The sequence below is a fragment of the Sporichthyaceae bacterium genome (assembly GCA_036269075.1).
Taxonomy (GTDB): Bacteria; Actinomycetota; Actinomycetes; order Sporichthyales; family Sporichthyaceae; genus DASQPJ01.
Map to the genome: position 1 here is coordinate 13262 of DATASX010000051.1, position 23419 is coordinate 36680.

22 protein-coding genes are annotated in these 23419 nt (G+C 70.4%); 10 read left to right on the forward strand and 12 right to left on the reverse strand.

Going from position 1 to position 23419, the window contains the following annotated elements:
* Positions 1-6 precede the first annotated feature (6 nt).
* Together hpnH and VHU88_09550 are read left to right on the forward strand one after the other, a co-directional pair.
* Complete coding sequence (hpnH, locus tag VHU88_09545) at positions 7-1005, forward strand: adenosyl-hopene transferase HpnH (protein ID HEX3611916.1); 999 nt, start codon at positions 7-9, stop codon at positions 1003-1005.
* Positions 1006-1152: 147 nt separating this feature from the next.
* Positions 1153-1314: a hypothetical protein gene (locus VHU88_09550; GenBank protein ID HEX3611917.1), complete on the forward strand. Its 162-nt coding sequence runs from the start codon at positions 1153-1155 to the stop codon at positions 1312-1314.
* Positions 1315-1430: 116 nt separating this feature from the next.
* Here VHU88_09550 and VHU88_09555 read toward each other — a convergent pair whose 3' ends face one another.
* Complete coding sequence (locus VHU88_09555; GenBank protein ID HEX3611918.1) at positions 1431-3038, reverse strand: metallophosphoesterase family protein; 1608 nt, start codon at positions 3036-3038, stop codon at positions 1431-1433.
* Positions 3039-3318: 280 nt separating this feature from the next.
* Between VHU88_09555 and VHU88_09560 the strand changes: the two genes are divergently transcribed.
* A complete protein-coding gene (locus VHU88_09560) occupies positions 3319-3609 on the forward strand; it encodes a hypothetical protein (GenBank protein ID HEX3611919.1) in 291 nt (96 codons plus the stop codon).
* A gap of 67 nt (positions 3610-3676) precedes the next feature.
* Here the strand turns inward: VHU88_09560 and VHU88_09565 are convergent, their stop codons facing one another.
* Positions 3677-4426, reverse strand: coding sequence for an SDR family NAD(P)-dependent oxidoreductase (locus VHU88_09565; GenBank protein ID HEX3611920.1), 750 nt, complete (start codon positions 4424-4426; stop codon positions 3677-3679).
* 14 nt (positions 4427-4440) lie between these two features.
* Complete coding sequence (gene thpR / locus VHU88_09570) at positions 4441-4989, reverse strand: RNA 2',3'-cyclic phosphodiesterase (protein HEX3611921.1); 549 nt, start codon at positions 4987-4989, stop codon at positions 4441-4443.
* A 210-nt stretch (positions 4990-5199) separates the two neighbouring features.
* Between thpR and VHU88_09575 the strand changes: the two genes are divergently transcribed.
* From VHU88_09575 to VHU88_09585, 3 genes are all read left to right on the forward strand, one after another.
* Positions 5200-6948 carry an alpha/beta fold hydrolase gene (locus VHU88_09575; protein HEX3611922.1) on the forward strand — a complete coding sequence of 583 codons (1749 nt, stop codon included), beginning with the start codon at positions 5200-5202 and terminating at the stop codon, positions 6946-6948.
* Positions 6949-7018: 70 nt separating this feature from the next.
* The gene (phaZ, locus tag VHU88_09580) at positions 7019-7888 is read left to right on the forward strand and encodes a poly(3-hydroxyalkanoate) depolymerase (protein ID HEX3611923.1); all 870 of its coding nucleotides are present in this window, start codon (positions 7019-7021) and stop codon (positions 7886-7888) included.
* Positions 7889-8059: 171 nt separating this feature from the next.
* On the forward strand, positions 8060-10003 hold the full coding sequence (locus tag VHU88_09585; GenBank protein HEX3611924.1) for a 3-oxoacyl-[acyl-carrier-protein] synthase III C-terminal domain-containing protein: 1944 nt from the start codon (positions 8060-8062) through the stop codon (positions 10001-10003).
* Positions 10004-10155: 152 nt separating this feature from the next.
* On the opposite strand, the gene fabG is transcribed toward VHU88_09585, so the two are convergent.
* The 6 genes from fabG to VHU88_09615 all read right to left on the reverse strand — a co-directional run bounded on the left by fabG (position 10156) and on the right by VHU88_09615 (position 16148).
* On the reverse strand, positions 10156-10920 hold the full coding sequence (gene fabG / locus VHU88_09590; protein ID HEX3611925.1) for a 3-oxoacyl-ACP reductase FabG: 765 nt from the start codon (positions 10918-10920) through the stop codon (positions 10156-10158).
* Between the two features lie 153 nt (positions 10921-11073).
* Positions 11074-11817, reverse strand: coding sequence for a 3-oxoacyl-ACP reductase (locus tag VHU88_09595; GenBank protein ID HEX3611926.1), 744 nt, complete (start codon positions 11815-11817; stop codon positions 11074-11076).
* A 215-nt stretch (positions 11818-12032) separates the two neighbouring features.
* Positions 12033-12929: an alpha/beta fold hydrolase gene (locus VHU88_09600; protein ID HEX3611927.1), complete on the reverse strand. Its 897-nt coding sequence runs from the start codon at positions 12927-12929 to the stop codon at positions 12033-12035.
* Positions 12930-12948: 19 nt separating this feature from the next.
* Entirely contained in the window at positions 12949-13722 is a 774-nt protein-coding gene (locus VHU88_09605; protein ID HEX3611928.1) for an SDR family oxidoreductase, read from the reverse strand.
* A 40-nt stretch (positions 13723-13762) separates the two neighbouring features.
* A complete protein-coding gene (locus VHU88_09610; protein HEX3611929.1) occupies positions 13763-14899 on the reverse strand; it encodes an enoyl-CoA hydratase-related protein in 1137 nt (378 codons plus the stop codon).
* 127 nt (positions 14900-15026) lie between these two features.
* A complete protein-coding gene (locus VHU88_09615; protein ID HEX3611930.1) occupies positions 15027-16148 on the reverse strand; it encodes an aromatic ring-hydroxylating dioxygenase subunit alpha in 1122 nt (373 codons plus the stop codon).
* 64 nt (positions 16149-16212) lie between these two features.
* Between VHU88_09615 and VHU88_09620 the strand changes: the two genes are divergently transcribed.
* From VHU88_09620 to VHU88_09630, 3 genes are all read left to right on the forward strand, one after another.
* Positions 16213-16839, forward strand: a complete 627-nt coding sequence (locus VHU88_09620) for a hypothetical protein (protein ID HEX3611931.1) — start codon at positions 16213-16215, stop codon at positions 16837-16839.
* Positions 16840-16985: 146 nt separating this feature from the next.
* Entirely contained in the window at positions 16986-17882 is an 897-nt protein-coding gene (locus VHU88_09625; protein ID HEX3611932.1) for a formate/nitrite transporter family protein, read from the forward strand.
* Positions 17883-17973: 91 nt separating this feature from the next.
* On the forward strand, positions 17974-18420 hold the full coding sequence (locus VHU88_09630; protein ID HEX3611933.1) for a MarR family winged helix-turn-helix transcriptional regulator: 447 nt from the start codon (positions 17974-17976) through the stop codon (positions 18418-18420).
* 68 nt (positions 18421-18488) lie between these two features.
* Here VHU88_09630 and helR read toward each other — a convergent pair whose 3' ends face one another.
* Complete coding sequence (helR, locus tag VHU88_09635; GenBank protein ID HEX3611934.1) at positions 18489-20624, reverse strand: RNA polymerase recycling motor ATPase HelR; 2136 nt, start codon at positions 20622-20624, stop codon at positions 18489-18491.
* Positions 20625-20834: 210 nt separating this feature from the next.
* On the reverse strand, positions 20835-21608 hold the full coding sequence (locus VHU88_09640; GenBank protein HEX3611935.1) for an isocitrate lyase/phosphoenolpyruvate mutase family protein: 774 nt from the start codon (positions 21606-21608) through the stop codon (positions 20835-20837).
* A gap of 126 nt (positions 21609-21734) precedes the next feature.
* Here VHU88_09640 and VHU88_09645 point away from each other — a divergent pair, with 126 nt between their 5' ends.
* Positions 21735-22700 carry a helix-turn-helix domain-containing protein gene (locus VHU88_09645; protein HEX3611936.1) on the forward strand — a complete coding sequence of 322 codons (966 nt, stop codon included), beginning with the start codon at positions 21735-21737 and terminating at the stop codon, positions 22698-22700.
* Between the two features lie 7 nt (positions 22701-22707).
* On the opposite strand, the gene VHU88_09650 is transcribed toward VHU88_09645, so the two are convergent.
* Entirely contained in the window at positions 22708-23388 is a 681-nt protein-coding gene (locus tag VHU88_09650) for an alpha/beta fold hydrolase (protein ID HEX3611937.1), read from the reverse strand.
* Positions 23389-23419 lie beyond the last annotated feature (31 nt).

Consider the following 23419-nt stretch of genomic DNA (forward strand, 5'->3'; position numbering starts at 1 on the left):
TTGTCGATGCCTATGCGGCAGAACCTGCGCCTCGGGAAGTACCTGGCCAAGCAGAAGTTGCTGCGTCGGAAGAAGTTCCCGCTGCTGCTGGAACTCGAGCCGTTGTTCGCCTGCAACCTGAAGTGCGCAGGCTGCGGGAAGATCGAGCAGCCCGCGTCGCTGCTCAAACAGCGCATGCCCGTCGAGCAGGCCGTCTCCGCCGTCAAGGAGTGCGGCGCGCCGATGGTGTCGATCGCCGGCGGCGAGCCGCTGATGCACCCCGCGATCGATGAGATCGTCCGGCGACTGCTCGGCCTGAACAAGATCGTGTTCCTGTGCACGAACGCGGTCCTGCTGCCCAAGCACCTGCACCGCTTCACCCCGCACGAGGACTTCGTGTGGATGGTGCACATCGACGGTCTGCGCGAGCGCCACGACGCGTCGGTGTGCAAGGAGGGCGTGTTCGACCAGGCAGTCGAGGCGGTCAAGCAGGCCAAGGCGGCCGGCTTCCGAGTGATGACCAACACCACGTTCTTCGACACCGACACCCCGCAGGACGTGATCGACGTCCTGGACTACCTGAACGACGAACTTGGCGTCGACAACATGCAGATCTCGCCCGGGTACGCCTACGAGCGGGCTCCGGACCAGGACCACTGGCTCGGCGTCGAGCAGACCAGGGAGCTGTTCGCCAAGGCGTTCGCCGACGGCCGGCGCGCGAAGTGGCGGCTGAACCACTCGCCGCTGTTCCTGGACTTCCTCGAGGGCAAGAAGGAGTTGGCCTGCACGCCGTGGGGCATCCCGTCCTATTCGCTGCTGGGCTGGCAGCGGCCCTGCTACCTGCTCGACGACTCGTACGCGAGCAGCTACCAGGAACTGCTGGAGACCACCGACTGGGACAAGTTCGGCCGCGGGAAGGATCCGCGGTGCTCGAACTGCATGGCCCACTGCGGCTACGAACCTTCCGCCGTCCTGGCCACGATGGAGTCCCTGCGCGAGACCATCCGGGCGGCCGCGGACCGCTGAGCGGGGTCAATGATCGACAACCCGTCCGGAACCTCTAAAATCTCAAATGTCGGGCCCGTCCTGACGTCGGTGTTCCCCACCGACACGGGGTGGTCAGGTCCGAATCCGCACCCGGCAACCCGCCGGGGCCTACGAGAGGGAAACCCGATGCTGGTCGCTCGGATTCACCACCGCAATCCCCGCTGGAACGACAACTGGGACAACGACGACGACGACTACGGCAACGAGGGCTACGGTTACGACCGTGGCTACTACCGTCACCGCGGCCTGCTGGGCGGCGTCGTGGGTCTGCTCGACGACCTGCTCTAAGTCCACAACGGCGCATCCGGCCGTCACTCCCCGGGCATTATTGAGTCCCGGCGGGTGACGGCCGTTCGTTTTCGCGCATCCTGGCGTTCACTTCGCGGTCGAGCGGACGGTGCCGATCAGATCAGCCGTGCGGTGCTGCGGGCCGGCTTGGTGAGCTTGAAGGTGTCGAACGCCTTGAGCTGCCCGCCCGGGCCGACGACGTCGTAGTAGGTGACGTCGATCGTGGTCGTGCCCGCCACCGGTGCCTGGTCGACCGCGAAAGCGGCGAAGCCGTATGGATGATCGGCATCGCGGACCGCCGACCACGGCCCTTCCTCGATGAGGTACTTCGGCGCGCGGTGCCCGCTGTCGGTCCGGTCGTGGGTCAACCCGGTGATGACGTGGCAACTGCGATCGTGGCTGAGCATTCGGTGCGACGGGTTCGAGGTTCCGCCGCTGCCGATGATCATGTGGACGGTGCCCTTGGTGGTGTCCACGTGTTTCTTGTCGGAGGCTTGCGGGCGCGGGGTCATCGTGTCGTTCGACTCGGCACCACGTACCGGGTGCGTGCGCTCGTAGTGGTGTTCGTGGCCGCTGACGACCAGATCCACGCCGTGCGCGTCGAACAGTGGCAGCCAGTTGCGGCGGATGCCCAGGTCGGCCCCGTTGTACCGCGAGGTGCTCATCGCGACCTGGTGCATGCAGACCACGATCCAGTCGATCCCGGCCTGCGCGCGGCTGTGCCGCAGTTCCTGTTCCAGCCAGGCCCGCTGGCCGCCCGCGCTGTAGCCGTGGATGTAACTCGAGCCGCCGTCCTGCAGGCAGATGTCGTCGTTCTGCAGATGCACGAACCGCACGTTGCCGACGGTGTAGGCGTACCAGAGTCCGGCGAATTCGCCGGTGGCCCCGGGATTGGGCACCGGGAAGTACGTCTGGAACGCGGTGTAGCCGATCGGGCCGTTCAGGCCCTCGTTCTCGTGGTTGCCGGCGGCCGGCATCCACGGCCGGTGGCGGGCCGAGCGGGTGATGTTGTCCAGGAACCCCGACCAGGTGCGCAGCCGATCGTGGGAGAGGTTGGCGTAGCACAGGTCGCCGTTGAGCAGGTTGAGCAGCGGCGCGATGCGCTCGACACCGTCGACGATGTCGTAGGAGTGCGGGCTGCCGCAGGCGTCGTTGACCCACCGTCCGCCGGCGCCCTTGGTGCGGGTCGGGGAACCCATGTCGCCGAAGCTGGTGAACGTGAACGGCGCCCGGCCGGCGGGCGCGGTTCGGATCGTGCCGGCCTGCGGCACGGCACCCTCGTGCGTCGCCTGGTACACGTAATCGGTCCCGGGGAACAGCTGATCGATGCGCGCCGAGTGCACGTGCACCTGGCGCCGGGACTTGCCGTCGGTGTAGCTGCGGGTCTGCGCCGTCATGACCCGACCCAGACCCCCGACCGCCGTGCCGAGTTGCACCTGCGGCGAGCGGACCGGTTCGTGTGTCGTCCAGGACACGACCATCTGGGTCGCCGGGTCGTCGCCGAAGGTCAGTCGTAGGCCCTGCACCGGCGGAGCACCCGACCGGGACGGCCGACGCAAGAACTCGGGGCAGGTTGGGCTGGTGGTGGCCCGAACGGCGGCTGCCGCGGGCCGATCGAGCAGCGAGGCGCCGGCCAGCAGAGTGCCGGCACCGACGCCGACCAGTCGGAGCACGTCGCGCCGGGCCAACCAGGCGGGCGCAGGGCGCGGGACGGATTCGCTCACAGGACCTCCCGAGGCAGCAGGGCCGTCGCGTCGGAGTCTGCTGCGCCCGCCACCAAGATCCGGTGACGATCCCGCGACCGCCGGTCGACCGACTCCCGAACGTCCGCCGCGTTTTCCCTTTATCCCGAGTGCGTCCGCGCGCGGCCAAATGTCGGCAATTCCCGACTACGCCGCGCCCATGATCATTGCGAGCGTCCGGCGAACAGGGGCAGGGTTTTCCAGGTCGGCCGCGGGGGGCGCGTCGACGGGACGAACATCTGCAACCCCTCGGAGGACGTCAATGAAGGCTCTCACCCGTGCCGCAGCGGCGCTGATCGCCGCCGCGGGCCTGGCAGTCGTCGCGGCTCCGGCCGCCGGCGCCGCCACGGTCGGTGCTGCCCTGCCCGCCTACCACCACGGCCACGGTGGGGGCGGATATGGCTACGGCGGCTACGGATACGGCGGCTACGGATACGGCGACTACGGCTACGACGGCTGCGGTTGCGGCGGTTACTACTACTACAACGGTTACTGGTACGACTACCGCGGCGACGCCATGGGCGTCGACCCCAACAGCTGGCCGCGTGACTGACCGTCAGATCTGACAGCAGCCCGGTGGGACGGTGCACCTACCGTCCCACCGGATTTCTGACGTTAAGTCAGATTCCACCGAAGCGGCGTTCCAGCGCGCGGTACAGGCGCGGCGCGACCGCCCGCAGGGTCGCGGGCCCAGCCAACCAGCGCGGCTCGAACACCCGGTCCGGGCCGCCGGAAAGGGTGTCCACGACCCGATTCGCCATCTGTGCCGCGGGAATCGGCTTTGGGAAGCCTCGGTCGTAGGGGCGGCCGCGAGTGTCGAAGAACCCGGTGTCCACCACCCCGGGCAGCACGGTGGCGACCCGCAGTCCCTCGCGGTGCACCTCCGCGCGCAGGGTGTCCGCGAACGACTCCAGCCCGGCCTTGGTGGCCGAGTACACGTTCTCGCCGGGTACGCCGACCGCGCCGGCGATCGAGGTGACGTAGAGCAGCGTCCCGCGCCCGGCCGCCCGCAGCACCGGCAACGCGGCCCTGGTCAGCAGGATCGGGGCGGTGAGATTGACCTCGATGAGCTCGGCGACCCGCGCCGGGCTCATTGCGGCCACATCACCGGCGTGCCCCACCCCGGCGTTGGCCACCACCGCGTCCAGCCGCCCGTGGGTGGCCACGGCGTGGGACACGATCGACTCCGCCGCGGCCGGGTCCCGCAGTTCGACCACGCAGACCGACCCGGCACCCACCACCGGCAGCCGGTCCGGGTCGCGGCCGACCGAGACGACTACCGCCCCGCGCCGCCCCAGCTCCGCGGCGATCGCCGCACCGAGCCCGCGACCGGCTCCGGTCACCACGACCACCGCACCCACCAGATCCACCGGTCCAGTCTCGACTACCGCCGGCCCAGGATCAGCTCGGCGACCGTCCGATGTCGGGGCGTCCCGCCCGGTCCGGCGCCCAGCGTGCTGTGCACCAGCTCCATCGACACGGCCCGCCACGGGCTCCCGGCGAACTCGTGCAGTCGCTCGGCCACCTGGGCCATCGCCACCGGCCGCCCGGCCCGGGCCAGCGTCAGGTGGGGACGGAAGCGCCGGATCTCGACGTCCAGTTCGGCGCCCAGCGCCGCGTAACGCACCTTGGTGGCCAGCACCCGCAACGCGGCGGTGTCGCCGTCCAGACCGACCCAGAGCACGCGGTCGCCGAACCGGCCGCCGCCACGCAGTCGCAGCGTCAACGGCTCGACGGCAGTCGCGGCCCGTCTCAGCCGCCGGATCAGGTCCTCGACCACCGGATCCGGTACCTCGGCCAGGAAGCACGAAGTCAGGTGCCACTGCTCCGCGACTGTCCAGCGCAGCCCGTCCGGCGCGAACGGGAGCAGGCCGGCCACCGCCGCGCGAAGCTCCGCGAGGGCCGCGGGCGGGGGCCGCAGCGCGACGAACATCCGCAATCCGGGCTCCTTATCCGGCCGGCGGCGATCGACAGATCTTGGTGTGACCAATCTGAAGGCGCTCGGCCGGGACGTTGTTACCGCTCGGTCGCTATTCTGAGCGGGTACCCCGGCGGAACCGAACGCCCACCGAATCGGGCCCAGTGGTCCGTGACCGGATCCGTTTCGGCCGCTGTTGCCGGCGAACGTGATCAGAGGACGTAGATGACGCAGCCCACGACGTCGAAAAAAACGACCGCCTCGCGACAGAAGGCGACGCCGAAGGCCGACCTGCCGCGGACCAACGAGCCGGATGTCTCCGCAGCCGATGTACTGATGGTCGACCCGGTCGGTGGCTGGACCGGGGCGGACCTCCGCGACCGCCTGCTGGGCGCCGGTCAGCTGGCCGTCAAGGCCGTAAGGCACACCCCGCGGCTGGTCGACGCAGGCTCCGGCCTGGCCGCCGAACTGGCCCGCGTCGCGGTCGGCAAGTCGAACGTCGAGCCCGCTCGGGGCGATCGCCGCTTCGCCGACCCGACCTGGAACGGCCACCCGGTCTACCGCCGGGTGATGCAGGGCTACCTGGCGTTCTCGGGCACCGTCGGCGAGGTCGTCGAGCGCAGCGACATGCAGTGGCGGACCCGTGAGCGCGCGCGCTTCGCGGCCGGCGTGTTCACCTCCGCGGTCGCCCCGACGAACACGCTGGCCGGCAACCCGGCCGCGATCAAGCGGGCCTTCGAGACCGGCGGCGGCAGCCTGCGCCGCGGTGCCCGCAATTGGCTCGGCGACCTGCGCCACAACGGAGGCATGCCCAAGCAGGTCGACGACTCCGGCTTCGTCGTCGGCGAGAACCTGGCGGCCACCCCGGGCGCGGTCGTGTTCCGCAACGACGTGCTCGAGCTGATCCAGTACAGCCCGAAGACGGCGTCGGTCCGGAGCCTGCCGGTCCTGGTCATCCCGCCGCAGATCAACAAGTACTACTTCCTGGACCTGGCCCCGGGCCGCAGCCTGGTGGAGCACTCGGTCTCCCGCGGACTGACCACGTTCATCATCTCGTGGCGCAACCCGACCGCGGCCAACTCGCACTGGGACATGGACACCTACGGCAAGGCGATCCTGTCCGCGATGGATGCGATGCGGGACATCACCGGCAGCGAGGAGCTGGTCACCCTCGCGCTCTGCGCCGGTGGCATCACGACGGCCTCGGTGCTGTCGTACCTGGCCCAGATCGGCGACAATCGCGTCAAGGCCTGCTCGTTCGCCGTCACGCTGATGGACTGGAACATCCCGGCCGCGATCGGCGCGTTCAACTCCTCGACGCTGCTGGCCGCGGCCCGGCGCAAGGGGCGGCGCAACGGCGTCCTGGACGCACGATCGCTGGGCACCGTCTTCACCTGGATGCGGCCGAACGACCTGGTTTGGAACTACTGGGTCAACAACTACCTGATGGGCGAGAAGCCGCCCGCGTTCGACATCCTGGCGTGGAATGCCGACGCGACGAACCTGCCGGGTGCGCTGCACCGCCAGTTCCTGCGGATCTTCCGCCGCAACGCCCTGACGTACGACGACGGCATGACCGTGCTCGGCCACGGGGTTCGCCTGGGCGACGTGAAATGCGACTCGTACGTCGTGGGCGGTTACTCCGACCACCTCACTCCGTGGCAGGGCTGCTACCGCGCGACCCAACTGCTCGGTGGGCACTCCGAGTTCGTCCTCTCCCCGACCGGGCACATCCAGACCCCGGTCTCGCCGCCCGGGCCGAAGGCGCATTACTTCACCGGGCCGACGCCGGGCGCCGACCCGGAGGAGTGGCGCGCGGCCGGCACCCGGCACGACGGCACCTGGTGGGACCACTGGGCGGACTGGGTCACCGCCCGGGCCGGCGACGAGCGCCCGGCCCCGGCCGGTCTCGGCAGTGCAAGCCACCCGGCGCTGTGCCCCGCCCCGGGCACGTACGTGCACGAGCCTGCATGAGCGAGCTTGCGAGCGAAAATGAAACAGCGCCAACGGGGTCTGCCGCGCGCGAGCGCAGCGAGCACGCGGTATGACCCTGCTCGGAGGAATCCGACTCGGCCGGGCCCGCGGAGCTACCAAACTCCGCGGGCCCGGTGTCGATCGGTGCCAGTGGGTCGAGGCGCTGGGGCACCGGGTCCGGGTTCGCGTCCGTAAGGGCGACGGCTCGGGCACGCCGCTGGTGCTGTGCAACGGGGTCGGCGTCAGCCTCGAGGTGTTCGAGCCCTTCGTCGAGGCCCTGCCGCCGGGTCTGGAGGTCATCAGTTTCGACGTCCCCGGGGTGGGCGGATCGCCGCTGCCCAGCGTCCCGTACACCTACGCCGGGTTGTCGATCCTGCTCGGCCGGGTGCTCGACCGGCTCGGCTACCAGAACGTCGACATCCTCGGCATTTCCTGGGGTGGGGGACTGGCCCAACAATTCGCGTTCCAGAACCCGCGCCGGTGCCGCCGGATGGTGCTGGTGGGCACCGGGACCGGCGCGTGGATGGTCCCGGCCCGTCCCAGCGTGCTGCGGCTCATGCTCACCCCGAAGCGGCACCGCGATCCCAGCTACGCCAAGGCGATTGCCGCCGAGCTGTACGGCGGAGCGTTGCGCGACAACCCGGAGTTGGTCGAGGAAGTCATCCACCGGCGCACCCGGATCGGGCCGCCACGCGGATACGCGCTGCAGGTGGCCGCCCTGGCCTGCTGGTCCAGCCTGCCGGTGATCCGGCTGATCCGGCAGCCCACGTTGATCCTGGCCGGCACCGACGACCCCTTGATCCCGCTGATCAACGCCAAGGCGATGCGCGTACTGCTGCCGCACGCCCGGCTGCACACCTACGAGGACGGGCACCTGGCGTTGTTCACCGACGCCGCGAACCTCGCGCCGGTGGTCGCGGATTTCCTGGACCAGCCGTAAATCTGACCACCAGTCACTTTTTCGGGGAACTTTTCGTGGCCCGGGTCACGCGAAGAATTACCGGCGAGTGTTACTGGCGGGTCAGCGGGTGAGACTGCGCACACGTCCGACTTCGACCACCTGAACCTACGGCAACATTGGGAGATCCCAAGCACTGCCGGAGGAGCTCTCGTGAGGCCGTTCCTGATCAATCGCCACGGACGGATGGTTTTCCCGTCCAGCTATTTCCCGGAGATGGACCTGTCCATGTTCGCGGGGCTGGATCAGTACGAGGCGGCCGTCCGGCGGGACTTCGACGAGAAGTCACCCACCGGGACCGACATCCTGGAGCGGGTCGAGGCCGGCAAATACACCAACCGGTTCGAGTTGTTGCGCGATGTGGCGCTGAATCTGTTCTGGGGCAACCGCTACACGCTGACCATGTACGAACCCCGCGCGATGCGCTGGCGCGACGTTCCGCGCAGGTCCGGTGAGGTCTTCATGCCGGTGCTCAAACCCTGGGTCGACGGGGCGCGCAAGATGGCCGCAGTCGCCGATTGCTACCAGGGCCTGCCCGCCGCGTGGGACGTCAAGGTCGAGGACGCGGTCCACGACATCCTCTGGGACATCTTCGGCAACAAGCTCTACCACGCCAGCAACCTGCCGGCGATCAAGCCGACGGTGGCCGAGCTGCTCGCCTCCGGCGACGCGCTGACCTACGTGCTGCCGAGCCACGACCCGGACTACCCGGTCTACAGCCAGCAGGAGATCCTCGACCACCACGCCGAGGTTGCCGAGCTGGAGTCACTCGGCCGCTGGGCCCGGGTGCTGCACAACCTGTACCCGTGGGACCGCTCGGCGGCCCGTCTGGTCAAGCTCTCCGAGGTCGGCGACGACGACTTCGTCGTCGTGTACGTGCCGCGCAACCCGGCCGTCACCGCGTTCATCGAGCGGGTCAAGGAGGGCACGACCGCGCCGGCCCGCAAGGTCGTCCCGGTCGAGGCGCAGAAGCCGGCGAAGCCGTTCCCGGCGCTGGACGTGCGCAGCAGGTTCAAGGTGCAGCCGAAGATCGCCTCGCTGGCCGCGCTGCGCGGTGAGCACGTCTGCACCAACGACGACGTCATCCGCAACTCGGCGTTCAACTGGTCGCCGATGAGCGCCACCCAGATCGCGGTCAAGACCGGCATCGAGTCGCGCTGCTACACCGCCCGCGAACTGGAGGACGTCGCGCTGGACGCGGCCCGCGCCGCGCTGCAGGGCTCCGGCTACGGTCCAGAGAAGATCGGCGCGGTCGTCGTCGCGACCTGCACGAGCAACCGCCTGATCCCGTCGATGGCCACCTACATCTCCGGTGAGCTGGGCATCTACCGCACCTACGCCTCCTACGACATGGTCTCGGCCTGCGCCGGCTTCTCGTACGGCCTGGCCGAGGGCGTGCGGCTGCTGCAGGAGGTCGAGCGCCCGGTCCTGTTGGTCTGGGCGGAGAAGTTCTCCGACAAGATCGGCAGCGTCCGCACGTCCCGGATGCTCTTCGGCGACGGTGCCGCAGCCGCGGTGCTCGCCCCGGCGCCGGCCGGCGAGCCGGGCGACATCGAGTACCTGCAGACCTATGCCAGCGGCCCGACGAGCGAGGTCAACTCGATCCTGTGGCCGAACCCGGAGTTCGACGGGAACATCACCGTCTACGGCCCGGAGGTGAAGTCGCTGGCCAAGCGATACCTGGCGCAGATGATCGAGGAGATGAAGAAGTTGGCCGGCCCGACCGGCACAGGCTCCTTGCTCGACGCGGTCGACGTGATGGTTCCGCACCAGGCCAACAAGGTGATGGTCTCCGACATCGCGCGCTCGGTGGACTTCCCGCTCGATCAGGTCTACTTCAACATCGAGCGGACCGGGAACCTGTCCGCGGCCAGCATTCCGCTGGCGATCCACGACGCGGTCGCCGACGGTGCCATCAAGACCACGTCGCGGATCTTCTGCCCAGGCTTCGGCGCCGGGGCCGTGGCGGGCTTCGCGGTGCTCAACCTCGACCCGTCGATCGTGGTCCGGGCCGATGACATCGTGCTTGCCGGGTCGACCTCCGCGCCGGCTACCCGCGGCAGCACGGTCGAGGACATCAGCCAGGCTTTCGTCTGACCTGTAAGGGAAAAACAGCTCGGCCCTGGTCCTGCGACCGGGGCCGAGCTGTTCGTGGTCCGTGCCGGCGTCAGACGGCCGAGCGACCGCCGTTGACGTGGACGGTGTGCCCTGTGAGTGCGCTGTCGGGCGTCTCGGAGGCCCGGGCTGCGTCACACGGCCGAGCGACCGCCGTTGACGTAGACGGTCTGCCCTGTGATGTGGCGGGCGTCCTCGCTGGCGAGGAACGCGACGACGGCGGCGATGTCCTCGGGCTGGGCGACGCGCCGCAGCGGGTGGCCGGCGCCGGCCTGCTCCATGAAGTCCTCGACCGTCATCTTCAGGCGGGCGGCGGTGGCCTCTGTCATCGGCGTGTGCACGAAGCCGGGCGCGACCGCGTTGACGTTGATGTTGTACGGGCCGAGTTCCTGCGCCATGGTGGCGGTCAGGCCCTGCACGCCGGCCTTGGCGGCGGAGTAGTTGGCCTGGCCGCGGTTGCCGAGCGCCGAGACGCTGGACAGGCTGATGATCTTGCCGTGGCGGGCCGGGACCATGTGCTTCTGCGCGGCCTGCGCCATCAGGAAGGCACCCTTGAGGCTGACGTCGACGCAGACGTCCCAGTCCTCCTCGGTCATCTTGAACAGCAGGTTGTCGCGGGTGACGCCGGCGTTGTTGACCAGCACGTCGACCTTGCCGAACTCGGCGATGACGGTCTCGATCGCGGCGGCGGCGGCGGCCGCCTTGGAGACGTCGGCACCGATGGCGATGGCGCGGCCGCCGTTCGCCTTGATCTTCTCGACAGTTGTGTCGCACCGCTCGGCAGTGATGTCCACGACGGCGACGATGGCGCCCTCGTCCGCGAAGCGCGCCGCAGTTGCAGCGCCGATGCCCTGGGCTCCACCCGTGACGACGACCACCTGGTCCTCGAACCTGCGCACCTTGTTCCCCTGTTCGTTCCGAACGGTAGCCCGGCCTTATGCCTGGGCTCTAACTCGCCAGTAACTCTACCCACGAGTACCGATGGATACCGAAGAACCCCCGACCGCGTGGCGTAGGTCGGGGGTTCTTCTGGGGTGGCGCGAAGAATCAGGTCAGGCCATGTCCCAACCGCCGTTGACGGCGATGGCCGCGCCGGTGATGTAGCCGGCGGCGTCGTCGGTGAGGAACGTGACCGCGCGGGCGACCTCGTCCGGCTGTGCGAACCGGCCGACCGGGATAGTGGGGAGGATGCCGGCGATGACGTTCTCCGGGATCGCGGCGACCATCTCGGTCTCGGTGTAGCCGGGGGTCACGCAGTTGACGGTGATCCCCTTGCGGGCGACCTCCCGGGCCAACGACTTGGAGAACCCGAACTGGCCGGACTTGCTGGCTGCGTAGTTGGCCTGTCCGATGCTGCCGGTCGCGCCCACGGCCGAGGAGATGTTCACGATCCGGCCGTAGTTCTGGGCGATCATCGTCTCCAGCACGGCCTTGACCATGTAGAAGGTGCCGGAGAGGTTCACCCGGAGCACTGCGTGCCAGTCCTCGACGGTCATCTTGCGGACGGTCTTGTCGACGGTCACACCGGCGTTGTTGACGAGGATGTCCACGCGGCCCTTGAGCGCCAAGACCTCGTCGACCACGCGCTGGCAGTCGGCCGGTTCGCCGACGTTTCCGCTGTGGATCGAGATCGAGTGGCCTTCCTTGGTCAGCCGCTCCTGCAGTTCCTTGGCCGGGATATCGCCGCGGCTGTAACCGGCGGCGACGTGAATGCCCTGCTCGGCGAGCCGGGTGGTGATGGCCGCCCCGATCCCGCGCACGCCTCCGGTGACGATGGCAACTCGCTGCTCGCTCATGCGATCTCCCTTGTCCGTCGGCCTGAGCCCGGACGCTACGCCGCATCGCGCGACGAGCGGAAGGACCGGGGTCACAATCGGCCGTTCTCCGATCATCGATGATCGGAATGGGCACTCTCATACGTGGGCGGGGTTCTCTCATACGTGAGACGTCATTTCGCGCCCGATTTGTCCGTGTCGAAACCGCGCTCCGATCATCGATGATCGGAGCGTTGTCAGGCTTCGGCGAGCCGGCGGATCTCGGCGGCCACCACGCCGGCCTCCCGATCGCCGAGCAGGATCAGGTAGTGGTTGGTGTCCGCGACCTCCTGGTCCAGCAGGTGCGGACAAGCGTGGTGGCCTGCCTCGATCACGGCCTGCGGCAGCAGGGGGCGGGGCTCGTTCTGCAGGCCGCGCGGGGCCCACAACAGCACGGTGGGGCCGGGCAGGGCGGCGAGGGCCGCGGTGGCCGCGTCGCCCGCCAACAGGTCGCGGCCGTCGGCGCGGACGGCGTCGGCGGCGACGCGCGAGTGCACGGGAGAGGCTTCCGGGTCTGCGCAGTCGTAGGCGATGTAGTCCGCGACGTCGTCGGTCCAGATCGTGAACGCCGGGTGCACGCGCCAGAAGTCCTGGTAGTCCGCCAACGAGTCGAACTTCATCGACAGCCGGTCCAGGGCCGGCCCGAGGATCGCCGCGAGCACGACGTCGGGGTCAAGGTCCGGCGGGACGGGCAAGGGCAGACCGCCGTCGACCAACAGGGTCGCGACCGCGCGTTCGGGAGCCTTGGCCGCCAGCCGCGCGACCACGTAGGCGCCCATGGAATGCCCCGTCAGCACCGCGCGGGCCACCCCGAAGTGGTCCAGCACGGCGGCCACGTCGGCGGCGTGGGTGTCCATCCCGAACGGCCCGGGCACCTCCGAGCTCCCACCACGCCCGCGCAGGTCGAGGGCGAGCAGGCTGACGGAGTCCCCGAGGTGACGGGCGACCGGCGACCACGACCGGTGCGAGCCGGTGATGCCGTGCACGGCGACCACCACCGGGACGCCGGAACCGGGCGGCGGCCCGGACAGCCCGACCCGCAGGCTGCCGCCGGAGACCGGGACGTCCACTGCAGCGGAGAACGGGTGCGTCATGGACAGCCCTTCGTCGAAGTCAGGTGGTGGTGTAGATGCCGCCGTCGACCGGCAGGACCACGCCGGTGACGTAGGCGGAGGCTCGGCTCGACAGGTAGATCGCAGCGCCGGCCATGTCGTCGTCGGTGCCGACCCGGCCGAGCGGCGAGGAGGCCACGACCTCGGCCTCGTGCTCCTCCAACATCACGGCCATCATCTTGGTACGGAACGGGCCGGGCGCGATCGCGTTGACGGTGATGTGCCGCGGCCCGAGCTCGCGGGCCAGCACCCGGGTGAGCTGGTGGATCGCGGCTTTCGAGGCCGAGTAGGAGTAGGTCGGCCACTTCGTCACTCGCAGGCCGTCGATGCTGCCGACGTTGATCACCCGGGCCGGGTCCGCCGCGGTGCCGGCCGCCTCCAGTTGCGGCAGCAGCGCGCGCGTGAGCAGGAACGGGGCCTTGACGTTGAGGCCGAGCACCTTGTCCCAGGCCGCCGCCGGGAAGTCGGCCAACGGCGCACCCCACACCGCGCCGGCGTTGTTGACCAGGATGTGCAGGCGCTCGGTACGTCCGGCCACGGCCGCGGCCAGTTGCGCGGTCGCCGCCTCGTCGGCGAGATCCGCGGCTACGAACGACACCTCGCCGAACTCGGCCAGTTCGGCGACCGCGGCGTCCCCGGCGGCCTGCTTGCGCGAACTCAGCGTCACCGACGCACCGGCCTGGAGCAGCCCGCGGGCGATCATTCGCCCGATCCCGGACGTGCCACCGGTGACCAGCGCGGTCTTGCCGGTCAGGTCGAACAGGTTCAGCGACATCCCGCCTCCGCCCTCTCGGGAGCAACTGGTGCTCACCGGCTCAATCGACCCCGGCGGGATCGGTCGAACCGGCCGCGTAGCCCGCGTATCCGGCGACGGCCAGGCCGTCGGCGAAGTGCAGCACCTCGCAGACCTCGATGCCCTTCTGGTTGCGGTAGTGGATGACCACCGAGTCTGTGCCCCGGTAGGTCCCGAGGATCTCGAAGTGCAGATCCGGGACGCGTTCCAGGGCGAGGTTCCAGTACGCGCGCAGGGCGTCCTTGCCCCGGACCACGCCGTCGCCGCCGACGACCTGTGCCGCCACCGGGGAACTGAACGTGATTCCCTCGGCGAAGTGCGCGAGCACCGACTCGACGTCGCGGTCGTTCCAGGCCGCCGCCCAGGCCTTGGCGAACTCCTGCGGATCAGGGACGAGGTCCGCGGCGGGCACCGCCGCACGCGCCCCGGGCATCGCCGCGGCGATGCGCTCGCGGGTGGCCGGGTCACCCCAGATCTCGGCGATCGACAGGTCGTCGGGCGCGGCGGCGGCAATTCGGGCCAAGGTCGGGGCCCGCAGAGACAGCTTCGTCCGGCCGTAGACCGCCGGCGCTCCGGCAGCCAGGGCGCCGGCCGTGGCGATGGCGTCGGACAGCAATCGGTCCGGATCGGTCAGGCCGTGGAGCAGCCCGAGCTCGACGGCCGCGGTAGGGGAGTGCAGGCCGGCGCCAAGTACCACCGCCTCGACGGCTGGTCCGCAGGCGTGGCGCAGCACCTCGAGCGCCGCGGCCGGGAACGGCACACCGACGCGGACCTCGCTGGCGCCGATCAACGCCGACGGGACGTCCGCGGCCACCCGGCGGTCAGCGGTGGCGGCCAGCACACAGCCGCCCGCGATCGCGTGACCGTTGACGGCGGCGACCACCGGCAACGGGGTGGCGAACCACGCGACGAACGCCTCGGACAGCGCGCGGACCAGGTCTTTCGCGTAGGCCGGGCCCTCGTCGAGCACCCGACGCAGGTTCACCCCGGCGCTGAACGTCGCGCCGGACGAGGTCAGCACCACCCCCGCGACGGCCGACCGTTCCAGGTCGTGCACCGTTGCCGTCAGGGCGTCGAGCAGCTCGACGTCCAACGCGTTGACCTTGCCGTGACGCAGCGTCACAACCGCCACGCCGTCCTGGGTCACGACCTCGATCAAGATGTGCTCCCCACTGCCGGCACTGGTTCTGACCCTACGTCAGAACAAAGATGCGATGTTCTCGGGCCGAAGTGGCGCGACCGACACGTGACTTCGGTCTCGGAGTTCCCGCACGAGGCGGGCCGGATCAGTCCAGGTGTGCGGCCAGGCCGTCGTGGAAATGTGTCAGGGCGCTCTCGAACTGCCCGAACAGCACGTCGGCGGTCCGACCGGCCAGCCCGCGCTGCACCGCCTCGGCCATCGCCCGGTCCTCGACCAGGCCCAGCTCGACGAAGCTGATGTCGCGCGTGACCGCCTCGGGCACGCCGCCGGCCGCGTCCGGTTCGGCGACCTTGTAGGTGATCAACCTGGTGTGGCCGATGCCGTCCGGCTCGATGACGACCAGCGCGGTGTGCGCGGTCAGCCGGGCGACGATCGCGTTGGGGAACACGTGGTCGACGACCGTCAGCACGCCCGCGACGTGCCACTGCTCTGGCGGCAGGTCGCGCAGCGCCTCCACCCGGCGGAATGGGAACGCGACCCGGGAGTGCTGCCCGTGGTGCTGGACCACCGTGGTGTTGTCGTAGCCGAAGGGCAGGAACGTCGTCTTGTGGGTGGCGCGGATGTGGTAGCCCTCGAGGAACCCCTCGACGAGCACCTTCCAGTTCCCCGCGACCGGGATCTCGCCCTGTTGGACGAGGATCTGACCCTCCGTCAGCCCGGGCAGCGCCCGTACCCCGTCGAACGAGCCAGGGCCCTCCTGGTCGACCCAGACCAGCCCGGCGTGCTCGATGCATGCCACCGGGACCAGGCCCCGGTCGGCCCGGTCGACCCCGGGGAAGCCGGCGGCGTGCGGGATCGCCGACAGCGACCCGTCGAGGGCGTACACCCAGCCGTGGAACGGACACACCAACGAGGTCGCGCACCCGGAGCCCGCGGTCAGTTGGGTGCTGCGGTGGCGGCAGCTGTTCCGGAAGGCCCGCAGCGCTCCGGCCCGGTCGCGCACGACCACGATCGGCACGCCGGCCGCGGACCGGGCGTGGAACGAGCCGGGCTCGGCGACCACGGCGGACGGGCAGAACGGCACCGGGAGCCTGCGCAGCAGAGCGATCTCGCGCTCGAGGCGGGCCGGCTCCACGTAATTCCGGATCGGCACGCGCCCGACGCGGGGGCCGAGCTCGGTGGTGCCCGCGTCGATGAGGGCGAGCACGCGCGCGATCATCGCGACGTCGTCGAGATAGCCCGTCGCCGGGGCGGCAACGCTGGTCACGTAGCTACCCTACTCCCCGGTAACTCAGTGGAAAAGCCCTTATCCGGTGCGCGATCCTGGGGCGGTGACGCCCGCGCGGACCAACCGGGTGGCCCCCGACGGGACGCTGCTCGCCGTTCCCGACCGCGGCCTGTTCTGGGGCAGCCGGGGCTGCCTGGTCGATGCCGCGGGCCGGCTGTCCCGCTACTCCTCCGGGCGCATGTGGCTGATCTGCGTGCTGGCGTTCCGTGGCCGGCGCCGGGTGCAGTGGCAGCCGCGTCGGTTGACCGAGCTGTACTTCCTTGACGAGGCGACCGCGCTGGCCGCCGGGCACCGGCCGTGCGGGGAGTGCCGCAACCGCGACCACCGGGCGTTCAAGGCGGCCTGGGTCATCGCCCACCCCGCCGACCCGCCGAAGGTGGCGGCGATCGACGCCCGCCTGCACGCCGACCGCCTGCTCGCCCCGGGGCAGCCCCGGACCTGGACCGACGCCTGCGGTGGGCTCCCGACCGGGACGGTCGTCCGGCATGACGGGGTCGCCCGCCTGGTCCACGGCGACCGTCTGCTGACCTGGACGCCGGGCGGCTACCGGGAACCCGTCGAGTACGGGCCCGGGCCGGTCGAGGTGCTGACCCCGCGGGCCACCGTCGCGACCCTGGCGGCCGGGTACCGACCGGTGATCCATCCGAGCGCGGAACTCGACCAGCACTGACCGCTCGGCGCTGCTGGGAAATCTCTGTTACTTCCCTGGAACACGTCACGGTCGCGGGCCGAAACATGGGCAATGTCGACTGTCCGGCATCGGCCCGGTTACGTCTTCGGGCATTCGATCCATACGTAGTGATTGGGGAGTTAGAGATGCCGTTGCCGTTGCCGGAGTCTGTAGACGAAGCGGCCCAAGTAGCGGCCGGCAAGGCCAAGGCGGTCCGGGACCTGCCGCGGTACCTGATGCTGTCGATGCTTGCGGGCGCCTACGTGGGCGTGGCGATCGTGCTGATGCTCACCGCCGCCGGGCCGCTTTTCGCCGCGAGCAACGTGGCGACCAAGCTGGTCTCCGGGTGCGTGTTCGGCATCGCACTGACCTTGGTCGTGTTCGCCGGTGCCGAACTTTTCACGGGCAACAACATGCTCATGCTGATCGGTTGGTTGCGGGGGCGGGTCTCGCTGGTCGAGGCAATCGCCGTGAACGTTGCGTCGCTGGTCGGCAACTTCCTCGGCGCGCTCGGGTTCGCCGGGATGGTTTACGCCTCCGGAATCCTCGAGTTGGGCGCCAAGCCGGCCGCTGCGGGCAAGCCGGCTGTGGCCGCTGCCCCGATCACGATGCTGAGCGGGGTCGTCCACAGCAAGATGGCCGCTCCGGCGGGCCAGCTGTTCTGGCGCGCCGTGCTCTGCAACATGCTGGTGTGCCTGGCGCTGTGGATGGCCTCGCGCGCCACCACCGACTCGGCGAAGCTGATCGTGCTGTTCTGGGGCTTGCTGGCCTTCATCGCCGCCGGTTACGACCACTGCGTCGCGAACATGACGCTGTTCGCGCTGGCGATCTTCGAGGGCAGCGCGAAGTGGAGCGACATGGGCCACAACCTGCTCTACACGGTCCCGGGCAACCTGGTCGGCGGTGCAGCGCTCGTCGGCCTGCCCTACCTGCTCAGCCAGCGCCGTTCGACCGACACGGTCACCGGAGTCGGCGACGTCATCGAGGAGGAGAGCGAGATGTGGTCCCGGCACCGTCGGGCCCCAGAGCCCGCGACCACCTGAGCCGGCCCGCCGTCAGCGCCGCGCCGGGCCCCTCTCGCCGAGGGGTCCGGCGCGGCCCTTTGCTCAGCAGGATCCGGCATGATTTCGGCCCATGAGTCGACCCGCACCCGCCATGTCCGACGCGGACTACGAGCGGCTGCTCGGCGTACGTACTGCGCTACGCCGCTTCCAGCAGTGGAGTGAGGCGCAGGCCCGGTCGCAGGGCCTCACCCCGGCGCAGCACCAACTGCTGCTGACGATCAAGGGACATCCCGACCCGCAGGGCCCGAGCATGGGCGAGATCGCCGACTACCTCTGCATCCGGCACCACAGCACGGTCGAGCTGGTCAACCGGGCGGAGACGGCCGGTTACGTGGTCCGTCGGCCGGACCCGGACAACGCCCGGGTGGTCCGGGTCGTGCTGAGCAGGTCCGGCGACGCCAAGATCCGCCTGCTGTCCCCGGCCGGGCTGGACGAGCTCTCGTTGCCGGCACAGCTGCTGGTCGACCTGGCCGCTTACTCGGGCGAGGCGGGCAACGGCGCGCCGCCCGCTACTTGAGCCCACAAGGCGGCCGGCCCGGAACTGACGGGGATCAGTTCGGCTCGGCGACCGGGCCGGCCGGGGCGTCACCGCTTCAGGAGCACCAGTCGACTGGTGGACCGGGTCATCGCGACGTAGCGGTCGACGGCGCCCGCGACGCCGTCGCCGAAGCCCGCCGGGTCGACCAGCACGACCAGGTCGAACTCCAGCCCCTTGGACTCCTCCGGCGTCAGTGACCGCACCCGGGCCGGAGCGCGGAACCCCGGATCGCCCATCACACAAGCGATTCCCTCGTCGTGCTCGGCAAGCCAGGCCTCGACGATCGATCCCAACTCGGCCGCGCTGCCGCGGCGGATCGGGATGCCGTTGCTGCGGATCGAAACCGGCACGTTGGCGTCCGGCAGCGCGGCTCGGATCTCCGGCTCGGCCTCGGCCATGATCTCCGCCGGGGTCCGGTAGTTGATGCTCAGCGTCGCGAGTTCCACCCGGTCCACGCCGACGCGGTTCAGCCGCTCCTGCCAGGACTCGGTGAACCCCTGTCGGGCCTGGGCTCGGTCGCCGACGATCGTGAAGCTGCGCGACGGGCACCGGGCGAGCAGCATCTGCCACTGTGCGTCGGTGAGTTCCTGGGCCTCGTCGACCACGATGTGCCCGAACGGCCCGGACAACGAGTCGATCTCGGCGCCGGGCAGCGCGCTCTGGTCGACGAGGGCGTCGACGAGGTCGTCCCCGCGCAGCATCGTGATCGCGCCCTCACCGTCGTCGTCGGCCGCGAGCATCTCCTCGACGACTCGGGACATGCGTTCGTGTTCGCCGGCCAGCACCGCTTCGTTCCGAAGCTCTCGGTGCGCGGCCGTGGGGTCACCGAGCCGATGCCGGGCGGCATCCAACAGCGGCAGGTCCGACACCGTCCAGGCCGCCGCCTCGGGACGTTGCAGGCGACGCACGTCGGCGACGTCCAGCCACGGTGCGCACTTACGCAGGTAGGCCGGCACCGACCACAGGTCACCGACGATGTCCGGGGCCTCCAGCAGCGGCCAGGTCCGGTTGACCGCGTCGTGCAGGTCGCGGTTGCTGCGCAGCGACCGCCGGAGTTGGTCCTCCGGCACGTCCTCGGCGTGCTTGCCGACCAGGGTGGTGACCAGTGCCGCCCAGATCGCGGTCCGGGCCTCGTTGTGCGGCGTCCCGGGTTCGACGGCGTCGAAGGCGTCGGCCCAGTCGCCCGTGCTCAGTTCGACCTCGGCCCAGGGCGTCTCGATCGTGGTGGCCTTCTTGGGGATCTCCTCGTAGATGGCTACCGCCGCGTCGATCGCCGTCACGAACCGGGCCGAGGCCTTCAGCCGGGCCACTTCCGGGTCGGTCTCGGGGCCGGCCGTCGGGCCTTCAGGAACCAGGTCGCGCAGGATGCATGTCCGCACGCCGTCCTCGCCGAGGCTGGGCAGGACGTCGGAGACGTAGGCCAGGTACGGCCGGCTCGGGCCGACGAACAGCACGCCGCCGTGGCGGCGGTCCAGGCGCGGGTCGGAGTACAGCAGGTAGGCGGCGCGGTGCAGGGCGACGACGGTCTTGCCGGTGCCCGGGCCACCGTCGACGACCAGGGCGCCGCGCGAGCCCGCCCGGATGATCGCGTCCTGATCGGCGGCGATGGTGGCCAGCACGTCGCGCATCCGTTCGGTGCGGTTGGCGCCGAGGCTCGCCAGGAATGCCGACTGATCGTCCAGCGCCGGGTGCCCCTCGACGCCCTCGGCGGTGAACAGTTCGTCCCAGTAGTCGCTGATCCGCCCCGCCGTCCAGCGGTAGCGCCGGCGGGCGGCCAGCCCCATCGGGTTCGCGTGGGTGGCGCCGAAGAACGGCCCGGCCGCCGGCGATCGCCAGTCGAGCAGCAACCGGTGGCCGCTGCTGTCGGTGAGCCCGAGCCGGCCCACGTAGACCGGCGCGGAGCCGTCCGCCGGGTCCATGCGGCCCAGGCACAGGTCGAGGCCGTAGCGACGCAGGGCGCGCAGTCGCCCGGTGAGCCGGTGGACTTCCAGGTCGCGGTCCATGGCCTCGCGGCCCTTGCCGCCGGGCGCCCGGCGTTCGGCGTCGAGCCGTGCGGACACGTCCGCGATCGAGTGCCGCAGACTTTCGGCGAGCGCGGCGAAGTGCCGCTCGTCGGCGGCGATCAACGCCGGATCGGTCTTGGCGGCCAACCGCGCCGGCAGATCGAACGCGCTTTCGCTCACGAGCTCCCCGTCCCGAGTTCCGTGTGCGGGGCCGCGAAACGGCCCCACCCCCGGCCGGCGATTGTGCGGTACGACGGGGTCCTTGCGGCAAGCCCCCCTCCCAGCTATACCTTGAAACTGGCGGGGACGCGTTCGGCGCCGCCAGTCATTCTGTCCGATCCGGCGCTTTCCTGGCGTTGACGCTGCGTCAGGTCTGCGCGCGCCGCTTCGTCAGCCGAACAACTGCTGGATCTCCCCGTAGTCCATGGCCCAGTGGCTCGGCGCGTCCGCGACCGTGCCGGCCAGGAACGCCTCGGTCAGCTCGCGCGCCACGCCCCACACCGCCGCCGCGATCGAGGCCCCGGCGCTGAACCGGCGCACGCCCAGCGCGGTGAGCTCGGCGTTGCTCGGCAGACCCGGCCAGGCCATCACGTTCAAAGGCAGGCCCGCGGCCTCGGCGACCGCCGCGATCTCGTCGGGAACGCAGATCCCCGGCACGAACAGCCCGTCCGCGCCGGCGTCGCGGTAGCGCTCGGCGCGGGCCAGCACCTCGGCCACACGATCGGCCTCCGGAGCCAGACCGCGCAGGTAGACGTCGGTGCGCACGTTGACGAAGACCGCGGAGCTCGCCCTGATCGCGGCGACCTTGGCTGCGAGCAGCTTGGGCGAGTCGTCGCCGTCCTCGATGTTGATCCCGGCGACGCCGAGCTCGCTCAGCGCTGCGACGTTCTCGGCCACGGCGGCCGGTTCGGCCGCCCAACCGCCCTCGACGTCGACGCTCAGCGGCACGGACAGGACGCGGGCGACGTTCCCGGCCGCGGCGATCGCTACGGCGGCGGGGATCCGCTCACCGTCGGCGTGCCCGAGGGCCCAGGCAAAGCCGGCGCTGGTGGTCGCCACCGCAGGAGCGCCCAGACTCTCGACGAGCCGGGCGCTGCCCGCGTCCCAGGCGTTCGCCAGGCATAGCAGGCCTGGCCCGTCGTGCAGCGCGCGGAACGTCTTCACCGATTCAGACTCCATCGTCGATGTCATGGCCGATTTCCCTTCCGTGGGTGTGAGCCAGGAGATCCTCGCCGCGACCGGGCCGCCGGCGCGAGTGTCTGGAAAGCCACTATGCGTACAATTTCGGACATGCGATCGGTCGCACTCGCGGTCACCGAGGGGATGCTCCATTTCGAGCTGTCCGTCGCCTGCGAGATCTTCGGCACCGACCTGAGCTCGATCGCCGATCCCTGGTACCGATTCGCGGTGTGCGGACCGGGGCCGGTGCAGGTCGGCCGGTTCCGGTTGGAGCCGGACCACGGCCTGGCCCACCTGAAACGGGCGGACACCGTGATCGTGCCCGGCTGGGCCGACCCGACGCTCGACCCGCCCGCCGCGTTGGTCGACGCGGTGCGCGCGGCGCACCGGGCCGGTGCCCGGGTGGCGTCGTTGTGCACCGGCGCGTTCGTGCTGGCCGCCGCCGGCCTGCTGGACGGGCGCCGCGCCACCACGCACTGGGTGCACACCGAAGTCCTGGCAGCCCGCTACCCGGCGGTCGAGGTGGACCCGAGCGTGCTCTACGTCGACGATGGAACGGTGCTCACCTCGGCGGGGAAGTCCGCCGCCACCGACCTGTGCCTGCATCTGATCCGCCTCGACCACGGTTCGGCGGTGGCGAACGCGGTGGCCCGTCGGCTGGTCGTCCCGCCGCACCGGGCCGGCGGCCAGGCCCAGTTCGTCGCCACGCCGATGCCCGACCCGGACGACCACTGGCTCACCGACCTGTTCGGCTGGGTCATCGAGCGACTCGAGGAGTCGCTGAGCGTCGAGGACCTCGCCCGGCAGGCGAACATGAGCTCACGCAACCTCGGCCGCCACTTCCGGTCCGCCACCGGCACCACGCCGCTGCAGTGGCTGCTGAACCAGCGGATCCGCCGGGCGCAGGAGCTGCTGGAGACCACCGACGACAGCGTCGAGTCGATCGTCGGGGCCACCGGGATGGGCACGGCGACGACGTTGCGCCGCCACTTCAACCAAGCCCTCGGCGTGCCCCCGGACACCTACCGCCGCACCTTCCGCAGCCGCGCCCGGACCGTGCCGCGCCTGGCCGGCTGACGGTGCGTCAGGCGCCGCGGAACCGCAGCGTCAGCCAGTCGGAGATCGCGGTGAGCTCCTCCAGGCACGCCTCGTGCCCCATCGGGTAGGAGTGCCACTCGACGTCGTAGCCGAGCTTGCCGAGGTGGTCGGCCGCGAGTTCCCCGGCACGGTGCGGCAGCACCGCATCGTGGCGGCCGTGGGCCATGAACACCGGTGGGAGCGGGTGCGGCGGATGGTCCTCGCCGATCAGTCGGTCCGGCATGGGGAGGTAGGTCGACAGCGCGATCAGGCCGCCCAGCGGCTTCGGGTTCGACAGGGCCACGGCCATCGCGATCGCGCCGCCCTGGGAGAAGCCGGACAGGATGATCCGGGTTCGCGGCACGCCACGCTCGGACTCGCGCGCGATCAGCGCCTCGACCTGGGCCGCCGACGCCAGCACCCCGGCCTCGTCGGCGCGGTTGTCGATGTCCTCGAGGTCGACGATGTCGTACCACGCCCGCATGCGCATGCCGCCGTTGATCGTCACCGGCCGGATCGGTGCGTGCGGGAACACGAACCGCAGCGCCGGCCAGTCCTTCCGCAGCAGCTCGGGGACCAACGGCGCCCAGCCGTCGCCGCTGTCGCCCAGGCCGTGCAGCAGCAGCACTGTCCACTGCGGTTGCGGGCCGGTTTCGTGTTCGACGGTCTCGAGCAGTTCGATGTCCATGGTTACGATTCTCGCGCCCCTGCTCCGCACA